11 protein-coding genes and 4 tRNA genes are annotated in these 12,095 nt (G+C 54.9%); all 15 read left to right on the forward strand.

The features are described from left to right. The first annotated feature begins 200 nt into the window (after window positions 1–200). The 15 genes from birA to rpoB all read left to right on the forward strand — a co-directional run bounded on the left by birA (window position 201) and on the right by rpoB (window position 12,078). A complete protein-coding gene (gene birA, locus AC56DI_RS05345) occupies window positions 201–1,157 on the forward strand; it encodes a bifunctional biotin--[acetyl-CoA-carboxylase] ligase/biotin operon repressor BirA (RefSeq protein WP_496345269.1) in 957 nt (318 codons plus the stop codon). Beyond that, window positions 1,147–1,890: a type III pantothenate kinase gene (locus AC56DI_RS05350; protein WP_496345270.1), complete on the forward strand. Its 744-nt coding sequence runs from the start codon at window positions 1,147–1,149 to the stop codon at window positions 1,888–1,890. The genes birA and AC56DI_RS05350 overlap by 11 nt, the downstream gene beginning before the upstream one ends. A gap of 14 nt (window positions 1,891–1,904) precedes the next feature. Then, window positions 1,905–2,582, forward strand: a complete 678-nt coding sequence (locus AC56DI_RS05355; RefSeq protein WP_496345271.1) for an SPOR domain-containing protein — start codon at window positions 1,905–1,907, stop codon at window positions 2,580–2,582. 140 nt (window positions 2,583–2,722) lie between these two features. Then, window positions 2,723–2,806 (forward strand) — tRNA-Tyr (locus tag AC56DI_RS05360). Between the two features lie 22 nt (window positions 2,807–2,828). Continuing rightward, window positions 2,829–2,902 (forward strand) — tRNA-Gly (locus tag AC56DI_RS05365). A gap of 27 nt (window positions 2,903–2,929) precedes the next feature. Then, a tRNA-Thr gene (locus tag AC56DI_RS05370) sits at window positions 2,930–3,005 on the forward strand. Window positions 3,006–3,095: 90 nt separating this feature from the next. After that, window positions 3,096–4,289 (forward strand): elongation factor Tu, encoded by a 1,194-nt coding sequence (gene tuf, locus AC56DI_RS05375; protein ID WP_324518793.1) that lies wholly within the window; start codon window positions 3,096–3,098, stop codon window positions 4,287–4,289. 54 nt (window positions 4,290–4,343) lie between these two features. Next, a tRNA-Trp gene (locus AC56DI_RS05380) sits at window positions 4,344–4,419 on the forward strand. 47 nt (window positions 4,420–4,466) lie between these two features. Then, window positions 4,467–4,835, forward strand: coding sequence for a preprotein translocase subunit SecE (gene secE, locus AC56DI_RS05385; protein WP_324518803.1), 369 nt, complete (start codon window positions 4,467–4,469; stop codon window positions 4,833–4,835). Between the two features lie 10 nt (window positions 4,836–4,845). Continuing rightward, window positions 4,846–5,379, forward strand: coding sequence for a transcription termination/antitermination protein NusG (gene nusG, locus AC56DI_RS05390; protein WP_324518802.1), 534 nt, complete (start codon window positions 4,846–4,848; stop codon window positions 5,377–5,379). A gap of 115 nt (window positions 5,380–5,494) precedes the next feature. Continuing rightward, window positions 5,495–5,926 carry a 50S ribosomal protein L11 gene (gene rplK, locus AC56DI_RS05395; RefSeq protein ID WP_324518801.1) on the forward strand — a complete coding sequence of 144 codons (432 nt, stop codon included), beginning with the start codon at window positions 5,495–5,497 and terminating at the stop codon, window positions 5,924–5,926. After that, on the forward strand, window positions 5,926–6,621 hold the full coding sequence (gene rplA / locus AC56DI_RS05400) for a 50S ribosomal protein L1 (protein ID WP_324518800.1): 696 nt from the start codon (window positions 5,926–5,928) through the stop codon (window positions 6,619–6,621). Before rplK ends, rplA begins: the two co-directional genes overlap by 1 nt. Window positions 6,622–6,834: 213 nt before the next feature. Continuing rightward, window positions 6,835–7,335: a 50S ribosomal protein L10 gene (gene rplJ / locus AC56DI_RS05405; protein ID WP_324518799.1), complete on the forward strand. Its 501-nt coding sequence runs from the start codon at window positions 6,835–6,837 to the stop codon at window positions 7,333–7,335. An 80-nt stretch (window positions 7,336–7,415) separates the two neighbouring features. Beyond that, entirely contained in the window at window positions 7,416–7,781 is a 366-nt protein-coding gene (gene rplL / locus AC56DI_RS05410; protein ID WP_324518798.1) for a 50S ribosomal protein L7/L12, read from the forward strand. Between the two features lie 223 nt (window positions 7,782–8,004). Next, window positions 8,005–12,078 (forward strand): DNA-directed RNA polymerase subunit beta, encoded by a 4,074-nt coding sequence (gene rpoB / locus AC56DI_RS05415; protein WP_496345272.1) that lies wholly within the window; start codon window positions 8,005–8,007, stop codon window positions 12,076–12,078. Window positions 12,079–12,095 lie beyond the last annotated feature (17 nt).

Consider the following 12,095-nt stretch of genomic DNA (forward strand, 5'->3'; position numbering starts at 1 on the left):
AGTGAAACGATTCATCGCCGATGGTAGTGTGGGGTTTCCCCATGTGAGAGTAGGTCATCGTCAAGCTTCTACACCAAACCCCTGATCATCGTAAGATGGTCGGGGGTTTGTCTTTGCGCGATGAAAAGTTATTCACCGTCGGCTGGTCGGGATACGGTCGCGCCGCTATCATGCCGCCTCTATAACCTGGTGCATTCATAATGCGAACTTTGCTGACACTGTTGCAGGATGGAAAATTTCATTCAGGCCAAGCGCTAGGTGCAGCGCTGGGCGTGAGCCGAAGTGCGGTTTGGAAACAGTTGCAGCATCTCCGGACTGATTTGGGCTTGCCTGTTCACAGCGTTCGCGGTCGTGGTTATCGTCTTGAGTCTGCTCTCAGTGTTTTAAATGCTGAGGCGCTAACTGTCGAGGGGCTTGTTTGGCCCATTTTCTTGCATGAGCAAACTGACTCGACAAATGCTGAGGCGTTACGGCTTTTGGATGCTGGAGTCACTGCGCCGTTTCTGGTGCTTGCAGAGCAGCAGTTGCAGGGGCGTGGCCGTCGAGGTCGTACGTGGGTTAGTCCCTATGGGCAAAATCTGTACTTCAGCCTCGCTTGGCGCATTGATGGCGGCGCTCGGCATCTTGACGGTTTAAGTCTTGTTGTTGGGCTTGCGGTTCTGCGGGCACTTCAAAGCGTTGGTTTAAATCAGTCAGGTCTTAAATGGCCGAATGATGTGTTGGTGGGCGGGAGTAAAATTGGCGGCATTTTACTTGAGCTCATCGGGGATCCTGCTGATGTCTGTCACGTCGTAATAGGGGTCGGCATTAACGTTAATATGCGCCTCGATAATCTGGGTATTGATCAGCCCTGGACATCGCTAGTTAACGAGCTTGGTGCGGTCGTTAATCGCAATTCGTTAGTTGCTGCGTTAAGTGTTGAGCTGCAGAAAATTCTGCTGCGTCATCGCCAGGAGGGGTTTGCAGGGCTAAGGGCCGAGTGGGAGTCTGTGCACTTGTGGCAGAATCGCCGCGTTTCTTTGTCTACCGCTCAGCGTGACGTCACGGGTGATGTGCTTGGTGTGGATAGTTGTGGCGCTTTGCGTTTGCTTGTTGAGGGTGTGGAACAAGTTTTTAGCGGGGGCGAAATCAGCTTGAGGCTGCGTGATGATTCTTGAGCTGGACTGTGGAAATACGTTAATTAAATGGCGAGTTCTTAATTCCGGCGTTGGCGATGTTCTGTCTGCTGGGGTGGTTGCAAGCGTTGATGAGTTGCTCGTTGAGCTTCAGGGGCAGTCAGCTCTTTCCTTGCGGCGTTGCAGGCTTGTTAGTGTGCGCAGCGATGAAGAGACAGCCCTGCTGATTGCAGCCATAGAGCGTGCGTTCAGTTTGAGATGCTGTTTGGCGAAGCCGGCCCTTTGTGAGGCGGGTGTGCATAACGGTTATGCAGACTACCAGCGTCTAGGCATGGATCGTTGGCTTGCAATCATTGGTGCGTATCAGTTGGCGCGCGGCCCATGTCTAGTGTTGGATCTTGGGACTGCGATAACGGCGGACTACGTGGATGCAGCGGGGCAGCACTTGGGTGGATATATATGCCCGGGGCTGCCGCTAATGAGAGGGCTGTTGCGAACGCATACTCAGCGTATTCGTTATGAGGATCCTGTTGTTGGCCTTAGAGAGCAGTCATTCCAGCCGGGTCGTACGACCATGGATGCTGTCGAGCGTGGAAGTCTTCTGATGCTGCGAGGCTTTGCTGGTACGCAATTAGCGGTCGCTGCTGAGTGCTTGGGTGCGGAGTTTGAAGTTTTCTTGACTGGAGGCGATTCGGCCTTGATTCAAGATGTTGTGCCATTTGCCAGGGTTGTACCTGACCTTGTCTTCATTGGTTTAGCGGTAGTTTGCCCCTAGTCCTGAGGTCGTATATGCGTTGGTTTTTTCTGCTCCTGCTGGTTTTGAATTTGTTCTATTACGTCTGGCATCAGCAGCAAGCACCTCTGCGGGTAAAAGAGGTTGAATCATTTTCGCTGTACCAGGGCGCACGGCAGAATATTCGCCTGGTGAGTGAGGCTGATGTCGCCAGGGTACCTGTAGAGTCAGGCGCTCAAGTGGTCAGCAGTCAGGCGGTTTGTTTGTATCTTGGTAGTTTTGAGCAGGAGGCTGAAGCTCTTGCGCTAGAGCAGCGGCTTTTGAGTCTTGATATCCAGTCTGGGGTGCGTTCAATTGATGCGGCTGCGGGGGTCGACTACTGGGTATATCTCGTTCCATTGGCTTCTAGGCAGGCATCTTTGCGCCAGTTGAAAGAGTTGCAAGCGCGAAAAATCGATAGCTACATTATTGGTCAAGGTGATCTGGCCAATGGCATTTCTTTGGGGATTTTTCCGCGCAGCGATTCTGCTGAAAGTGTAATGCAGCGTTTACGTGAGGCGGGTTACGAGCCGATGTTGCGCGAGTTATCGCGAGCTCACCGGGCTTACTGGGTGAGAATTGCCCCGGAAAGTCGCCGTTTGGCGAGTGATGCGCTGCTTGAAAGCTTGGCGCGGAACTTTGAGCGACTGGAACACCAGTTAATGCCATGCGAAGGTGTTGCATCGGCGGGCTAGTTTGCATAGAATGGCGCCCGCTTCATGGAGAGCTGCCAAAAGCGGCGTCATGAGGTTGCTGTCGATAGAAGCTAACCTTAGGTTTTTAAAAGGAAAAGCTTGACAGTGGGTCGGCAAGCAAAGAGAATGCCGGCACTTTTGGAGGGGTTCCCGAGTGGCCAAAGGGATCAGACTGTAAATCTGACACGCGAGTTTCGAAGGTTCGAATCCTTCCCCCTCCACCAAATTTAGTATCAGTATCAGGCTGCGGGTGTAGTTTAGTGGTAGAACCTTAGCCTTCCAAGCTAATGATGCGGGTTCGATTCCCGCCACCCGCTCCAAGTTTGATGTTCTGAAAAAAGCGTTTGGCTCATGTAGCTCAGTTGGTAGAGCACACCCTTGGTAAGGGTGAGGTCAGCGGTTCGAATCCGCTCATGAGCTCCATTATTTAAAGGCAGATATGCAGATATCTGCCTTTATTTTAATGGCGGTAATTTGCTCAATTCTTTGATGATTCGATGGGAGACGGTCAAAATGGCTAAAGAAAAATTTGAACGTAATAAACCGCACGTCAACGTCGGCACCATCGGTCACGTTGACCACGGTAAAACCACTCTGACCGCTGCTCTGACTCGTGTTTGCTCCGAGGTTTTCGGTTCGGCTCGCGTTGACTTCGACAAGATCGACAGCGCTCCAGAAGAAAAAGCTCGTGGTATCACCATCAACACCGCTCACGTTGAATACGATTCGGCCGTGCGTCACTACGCACACGTTGACTGCCCAGGTCACGCCGACTACGTAAAAAACATGATCACCGGTGCTGCGCAGATGGATGGCGCTATCCTGGTTTGCTCGGCCGCTGATGGTCCGATGCCGCAAACTCGTGAGCACATCCTGCTGTCCCGTCAGGTAGGCGTTCCGTACATCGTTGTCTTCCTGAACAAGGCTGACATGGTTGACGACGCTGAGCTGCTGGAACTGGTTGAGATGGAAGTGCGCGATCTGCTGAGCACTTACGACTTCCCAGGCGATGACACTCCAATCATTATCGGTTCCGCGCTGATGGCGTTGAACGGTCAAGACGATAACGAAATGGGTACCACCGCTGTTAAGAAGCTGGTTGAGACTCTGGATACCTACATTCCTGAGCCGGTTCGTGCAATCGACAAGCCGTTCCTGATGCCAATCGAAGACGTATTCTCGATCTCCGGTCGTGGCACCGTGGTAACTGGTCGTATCGAGCGCGGGATCATCAAGATCCAAGAGTCGATCGAAATCGTTGGTCTGAAAGACACCGTCACCACCACCTGTACTGGTGTTGAAATGTTCCGCAAACTGCTCGACGAAGGTCGTGCTGGCGAGAACTGCGGCGTGCTGTTGCGCGGTACCAAGCGTGAAGACGTTGAGCGTGGCCAGGTTCTGGTTAAGCCAGGTTCGGTTAAGCCGCACACCAAGTTCACTGCTGAAGTGTACGTGCTGAGCAAAGAAGAGGGCGGTCGTCACACTCCGTTCTTCAAAGGCTACCGTCCACAGTTCTACTTCCGTACCACTGACGTGACCGGTAACTGCGAACTGCCGGAAGGCGTTGAAATGGTAATGCCAGGTGATAACGTTCAAATGACCGTTACCCTGATCAAAACCATCGCAATGGAAGAAGGTCTGCGTTTCGCCATTCGTGAAGGCGGTCGTACCGTCGGCGCTGGCGTCGTGGCCAAGATCGTCGAGTAATCGATTGATCAAATCTCATCGGGCCGGCATAATGGTCGGCCTGATTTTGTTTTTAGGTCAGTAGCTCAATTGGCAGAGCGACGGTCTCCAAAACCGTAGGTTGGGGGTTCGATTCCCTCCTGACCTGCCAGATTCTCCTTCGGATGAACTGGTGTGTCTTTTACAGGATCCTTGCAAATGAATGCCAAGGCTGAAACCGTTGAATCACGTTACGACCTTTTGAAGTGGCTTGTTGTTGCTGCTTTGATTGTAGTCGGTGTGGTTGGTAATCAGTTCTACGCCGCAGAGCCCATTATCTATCGTGTATTGGCGCTGTTGGCTATTGCTGTTGTTGCTGCTTATGTTGGTTTGCAGACGGCAAAAGGTCAGGCGTTCTTTGGCTTGGTGAAAGAAGCGCGCATCGAAATCCGTAAGGTTGTTTGGCCGACGCGCCAAGAAACCACGCAGACTACGCTGATCGTGGTTGCCGTGGTTCTGGTTATGGCGCTGCTGTTGTGGGGTCTTGATTCCCTGCTTGGCTGGCTTGTTTCGTTGATTGTTGGTTAAAAGGTGTCCCGTGGCTAAGCGTTGGTACGTTGTGCATGCTTACTCGGGTTACGAGAAGCATGTAATGCGCTCACTGATTGAGCGTGTGAAGCTGGCCGGCATGGAAGACGGCTTTGGCGAAATTCTGGTTCCCACTGAAGAAGTGGTTGAAATGCGTAATGGCCAGAAGCGCAAAAGCGAGCGCAAGTTCTTTCCAGGCTATGTGCTGGTACAGATGGATATGAACGAGGGTACTTGGCACTTGGTCAAGGATACGCCTCGGGTGATGGGCTTTATCGGCGGTACTGCGGATAAGCCTGCGCCAATCACAGATAAAGAAGCCGAGGCGATTCTGCGTCGCGTTGCTGATGGTAGCGACAAGCCGAAGCCGAAGACGTTGTTTGAGCCGGGTGAAGTTGTTCGGGTCGTTGATGGTCCGTTCGCTGACTTTAATGGTGTGGTTGAAGAGGTCAATTACGAGAAGAGCCGCCTGCAGGTTGCTGTTCTCATCTTTGGTCGCTCGACGCCCGTTGAGTTGGAATTCAGCCAGGTCGAAAAGGCGTAGCTTAAAAGCATCCTAGACCCCGCAGCCTTAGGCTGTGGGGTTTTTTCGTCACTGGGATAAACGTGTAAGTAACCGGGGAGCCGTAAGGCGCTTGAACCCGAATTTGGAGTAGCTCATGGCTAAGAAGATTAATGCTTATATCAAGCTGCAAGTGAAGGCTGGCCAGGCCAACCCTTCGCCACCCGTGGGCCCTGCACTGGGTCAACACGGCGTGAATATCATGGAGTTCTGTAAGGCGTTCAACGCCCGGACCCAGGGTATGGAGGCTGGCTTGCCAACTCCGGTCATCATCACTGTATACAGCGACCGTAGCTTCACTTTCGAAACCAAAAGCACCCCTGCTTCGGTTCTGCTGAAGAAGGCTGCAGGCCTGACCAGCGGTTCGGCTCGTCCGAACACCGTTAAGGTTGGCACTGTTACTCGTGCTCAGCTGGAAGAGATCGCGAAAACCAAAAACGCTGATCTGACCGCTGCCGATATGGATGCCGCTGTGCGCACTATCGCCGGCTCCGCTCGTAGCATGGGCCTGAACGTGGAGGGTGTGTAATGGCTAAGTTGACTAAGCGCCAAAAGGCCATCGCGGCCAAAGTAGTTGCTGGCAAGTCTTACAACTTTGAAGAAGCAGCTGTGCTGCTGGCTGAGTTGTCTGCTGTCAAGTTCACCGAGTCGTTCGATGTTGCTGTGAACCTGGGTGTTGATCCGCGTAAATCCGATCAGGTTGTTCGTGGCGCTACCGTGCTGCCGAACGGCACTGGCAAGACTGTCCGCGTTGCCGTGTTCACCCAGGGTCCAGGCGCTGAAGCTGCCCTGGCCGCTGGCGCTGACAAAGTTGGTATGGACGAATTGGCTGCTGAGATGAAAGCCGGCGACCTGAACTACGACGTAGTAATTGCCTCCCCGGACGCAATGCGTGTAGTGGGTCAGTTGGGTCAGATCCTCGGCCCGCGCGGCCTGATGCCTAACCCGAAAGTGGGTACTGTAACTGCCGACGTCGCCACTGCCGTGAAAAACGCCAAGGCTGGTCAGGTTCGTTATCGCACCGACAAGAACGGCATCATCCACACCTCGATCGGCAAAGTTGGCTTTGAAGCCAGCAAGCTGAAAGAAAACGTGGAAGCACTGATTGCTGACCTGAAGCGTCTGAAGCCTTCGACTTCGAAGGGCATCTACGTTAAGCGCGTAAGCATCAGCACTACCATGGGCCCAGGTCTGGTTATCGACCAGGCTTCGCTCGACGCGTAAGCGGCTGTTGTAAATGAATAGGCGGGTGAGGGTGACCTCATCCGCACGCAAGATTGGGGTCCCTGCCTGGCGGGGGCTATCCAAGACCGTAGGCGGCGCAAGCCTTAAACCATAAGCCTACGCAGATGGTGCTCCCGGTTCTTTACCGAATCAGACACCAAAACGACATCCGGCTTCGGCCAGATGAAACGGTAACAAGCAGGAGTTTTACCCGTGGCAATTAAACTCGAAGACAAGAAGGCCATCGTCGCTGAAGTCAACGAGGCTGCCAAAGCTGCCCTGTCCGCTGTTGTGGCTGATGCCCGCGGTGTGACGGTAGGCGCTATGACCGGACTCCGTAAAGAGGCTCGTGAAGCTGGTGTGTACGTGCGCGTTGTGCGTAACACCCTGCTCAAGCGTGCCGTTGCTGACACTGAATACAGTGTTCTCAACGACGCCTTCACTGGCCCTACCTTGATTGCATTCTCCAACGAACACCCGGGCGCTGCTGCTCGTCTGTTCAAGGAGTTCGCTAAAGGTAACGATAAGTTCGAGATCAAGGCAGCTGCGTTTGAGGGCAAGTTCCTCGCAGCAAACCAGATCGACGTTTTGGCTTCGCTGCCAACTCGCGACGAAGCTATTGCACGACTGATGAGCGTGATTCAAGGCGCTACCAGCAAGCTGGCTCGTACTCTGGCGGCCGTTCGCGATCAGAAAGAAGCTGCCGCTGCCTAAGGCATCGAAAGTACTTTCAACATCATATGTTTAATTTGATAGCTGCCTAGGCTGTCACCCCAATACAGGAATTTATAGTCATGTCTCTGACTAACGAACAAATCATCGAAGCCATCGGCCAGAAAACCGTTCTGGAAGTTGTTGAGCTGATCAAAGCAATGGAAGAAACCTTCGGCGTGACCGCTGCTGTTGCCGCTGCTGGCCCAGCTGCTGCTGCCGCTGTTGTTGAAGAGCAAACCGAGTTCAACGTTGTTCTGGTTGAAGCCGGCGAGAAGAAAGTAAACGTGATCAAGGCCGTTCGTGAACTGACCGGTCTGGGTCTGAAAGAAGCCAAGGCTGTAGTTGACGGCGCTCCTGGCGTGGTTAAAGAAGGCGTGTCGAAAGACGAAGCCGAAGCCGCTAAAAAGGCTCTGGAAGAAGCTGGCGCCAAAGTCGAGCTCAAGTAAGCGAAGACTTTGCGTCTACAGCCTGCGCGACTCGCGTAAGGCTGATGGCTGGTGGCTTTTGCCACCGGCCTTTTTCCGTTATGGGCGTTTGGCTGCGAGCCAGCGCCTCTAACTGAAGTACTACCACCCGATGCGGTGGCGCAAACCAAGGGGTTTGCAAGATTTTCTGGCTGCTCCCGTCGGGAGGGGCCAAACAAGCAGGTGACCAAGCTGGGGAACGCTGATGGCTTACTCATATACTGAGAAAAAACGTATCCGCAAGGACTTTAGCAAGCTGCCGGACGTCATGGATGTGCCCTATCTCCTGGCCATCCAGCTGGATTCGTATCGCGAATTCTTGCAGGCAGGGGCAACCAAAGATCAGTTCCGTGACGTCGGTCTGCATGCGGCCTTCAAGTCCGTGTTCCCGATTAGCAGCTATTCGGGCAATGCTGCCCTGGAATATGTTGGTTATCGCCTGGGCGAGCCGGCCTTTGATGTCAAAGAGTGTGTTCAGCGTGGCGTGACGTTTGCCGTCCCGCTGCGGGTAAAAGTGCGCCTGATCATTTTCGATAAGGAATCGTCGAACAAAGCGATCAAGGACATCAAAGAGCAAGAAGTTTACATGGGGGAAATTCCCCTGATGACCGAGAACGGTACCTTCGTTATCAACGGTACTGAGCGCGTCATCGTTTCCCAGTTGCACCGTTCGCCTGGCGTGTTCTTCGACCACGACCGTGGCAAGACCCATAGCTCTGGAAAACTGCTGTACTCGGCTCGCGTGATTCCTTACCGCGGTTCGTGGCTGGACTTCGAATTCGACCCGAAAGACTGCGTGTTCGTGCGTATCGACCGTCGCCGCAAGCTGCCAGCATCAGTGCTGCTGCGCGCCCTCGGTTACACCACCGAGCAAGTGCTCGACGCCTTCTATGCCACCAACGTTTTCCACGTCAAGGGCGAAACCCTGAGCCTGGAGTTGGTGCCGCAGCGTCTGCGCGGTGAAATTGCCGTTCTCGATATCAAAGACGACAAGGGCAAGGTCATCGTTGAGCAAGGCCGCCGTATTACCGCGCGCCACATCAACCAGTTGGAAAAAGCCGGCATTAAAGAGCTGGAAGTTCCGCTGGACTACGTGATCGGTCGCACCACGGCTAAGGCCATCGTGCACCCGGCCACCGGCGAAATCATTGCCGAGTGCAACACCGAACTGGGTACCGAGCTGCTGGCCAAGATTGCCAGCTCGCAAGTGGTCCGCATCGAAACCTTGTACACCAACGACATCGACTGCGGTCCGTTCGTGTCCGACACCCTGAAAATCGACTCCAGCAGCAACCAACTGGAAGCACTGGTCGAGATTTACCGGATGATGCGTCCTGGCGAGCCACCTACCAAGGATGCCGCCGAAACCCTGTTCAACAACCTGTTCTTCAGCCCAGAACGCTACGATCTGTCGGCTGTTGGCCGGATGAAGTTCAACCGTCGTATCGGTCGTACCGAAATCGAAGGTTCGGGTGTGCTGTGCAAGGAAGATATCGTCGAGGTTCTCAAGACCCTGGTCGATATCCGTAACGGCAAAGGCATCGTCGATGACATCGACCACCTCGGCAACCGTCGCGTACGTTGCGTCGGCGAGATGGCTGAAAACCAGTTCCGCGTTGGCCTGGTCCGCGTTGAGCGGGCAGTCAAAGAGCGTCTGTCGATGGCCGAAAGCGAAGGCCTGATGCCGCAAGACCTGATCAACGCCAAGCCGGTTGCGGCGGCGGTGAAAGAGTTCTTCGGTTCCAGCCAGCTTTCGCAGTTCATGGACCAGAACAACCCGCTCTCCGAGATCACCCACAAGCGCCGTGTTTCTGCGCTCGGCCCGGGCGGTCTGACCCGTGAGCGCGCAGGCTTTGAAGTCCGCGACGTGCACCCGACTCACTACGGTCGCGTGTGCCCGATTGAAACGCCGGAAGGTCCGAACATCGGTCTGATCAACTCCCTGGCGGCTTATGCGCGCACCAACCAGTATGGCTTCCTCGAGACGCCGTACCGTGTGGTGAAAGACACCCTGGTCACCAGCGAGATCGTGTTCCTCTCGGCGATTGAAGAAGCTGACCACGTCATCGCTCAGGCTTCGGCCTTGATGAACGAAAAAGGCGAGCTGGTTGACGAGTTGGTGGCCGTGCGTCACCTCAACGAGTTCACCGTTAAGGCGCCAGAAGACGTGACCCTGATGGACGTGTCGCCGAAGCAGGTTGTTTCTGTTGCCGCCTCGTTGATCCCGTTCCTCGAGCACGACGACGCCAACCGTGCGTTGATGGGTTCGAACATGCAGCGTCAGGCTGTACCGACCCTGCGTGCTGACAAGCCGCTGGTAGGTACCGGCATGGAGCGCAACGTAGCGCGTGACTCCGGCGTTTGCGTCGTGGCACGTCGTGGCGGTGTGATCGACTCTGTTGATGCCAGCCGTGTTGTAGTTCGCGTCAATGACGACGAAGTTGAAACTGGCGAAGCCGGTGTCGACATCTACAACCTGACCAAGTACACCCGCTCCAACCAAAACACCTGCATTAACCAGCGTCCGCTGGTGAGCAAAGGTGACAAGGTTGAGCGCAGCGACATCCTGGCCGATGGTCCGTCCACCGACATGGGTGAGCTGGCTCTGGGTCAGAACATGCGCATCGCGTTCATGGCCTGGAACGGTTACAACTTCGAAGACTCCATCTGCCTGTCCGAGCGTGTTGTTCAGGAAGATCGCTTCACCACGATCCACATTCAGGAACTGACCTGTGTGGCCCGTGACACCAAGCTGGGGCCAGAGGAAATCACTGCCGACATCCCGAACGTGGGTGAAGCGGCGCTGAACAAGCTGGACGAAGCCGGTATCGTTTATGTGGGTGCTGAAGTTGGCGCTGGCGACATTCTGGTCGGTAAAGTTACGCCGAAAGGCGAGACCCAACTGACTCCAGAAGAGAAGCTGTTGCGTGCCATCTTCGGTGAAAAAGCCAGCGACGTTAAAGACACTGGCCTGCGCGTACCGACCGGTACCAAAGGCACCGTAATTGACGTACAGGTCTTCACTCGCGACGGCGTTGAGCGTGACTCGCGTGCCCTGTCGATCGAGAAGAGCCAGCTCGATGAGATCCGTAAGGATCTGAACGAAGAGTTCCGCATCGTTGAAGGTGCAACCTTCGAGCGTCTGCGTTCGGCCCTGGTGGGTCAGAAAGCCGAAGGCGGTGCTGGTCTGAAGAAAGGCGCCGTGATTGACGACGCGTTCCTCGACGGCCTAGAGCGTGGTCAGTGGTTCAAACTGCGCATGGCAGAAGATGCCCTCAACGAGCAGCTGGAAAAGGCTCAGGCCTATATCGTTGATCGTCGTCGTCTGCTGGATGACAAGTTCGAAGACAAGAAGCGCAAGCTGCAGCAGGGCGATGACCTGGCACCGGGCGTACTGAAGATCGTCAAGGTCTACCTCGCCATCAAGCGCCGCATCCAGCCGGGCGACAAGATGGCCGGTCGTCACGGTAACAAGGGTGTGGTCTCCGTGATCATGCCGGTTGAAGACATGCCGCACGATGCCAATGGCACCCCGGTCGACATCGTCCTTAACCCGTTGGGCGTACCTTCGCGTATGAACGTTGGTCAGATCCTCGAAACCCACCTGGGCCTTGCGGCCAAGGGCTTGGGCGAGAAGATCAACCGTATGCTCGAAGAGCAGCGCAAGGTTGCTGACCTGCGCAAGTTCCTGCACCAGATCTACAACGAGATCGGTGGCCGTCAGGAAACCCTGGAGGACCTGAGCGATCAGGAAATCCTCGACCTGGCGAAGAACCTGCGCGGTGGCGTGCCAATGGCAACGCCAGTGTTCGACGGCGCCAAGGAAAGCGAAGTCAAGGCCATGCTGAAGCTGGCTGACTTGCCGGAAAGTGGCCAGATGAAGCTGTTCGACGGCCGTACCGGTAACCAGTTTGAGCGTCCAGTGACCGTTGGTTACATGTACATGCTGAAACTGAACCACTTGGTCGACGACAAGATGCACGCGCGTTCGACGGGTTCTTACAGCCTGGTTACCCAGCAGCCGCTGGGTGGTAAGGCGCAGTTCGGTGGTCAGCGTTTCGGGGAGATGGAAGTCTGGGCGCTGGAAGCCTATGGCGCCGCCTACACCCTGCAGGAAATGTTGACCGTGAAGTCGGACGATGTGAACGGCCGTACCAAGATGTACAAAAACATCGTGGATGGCGATCACCGCATGGAGCCGGGCATGCCCGAGTCCTTCAACGTGCTGATCAAAGAAATCCGTTCGCTCGGTATCGATATCGAACTGGAAGCCGAATAACACGCGACGTGCAGCGG

This window comes from Pseudomonas sp. BGA-UO-ETr-WB11 (assembly GCF_059567785.1).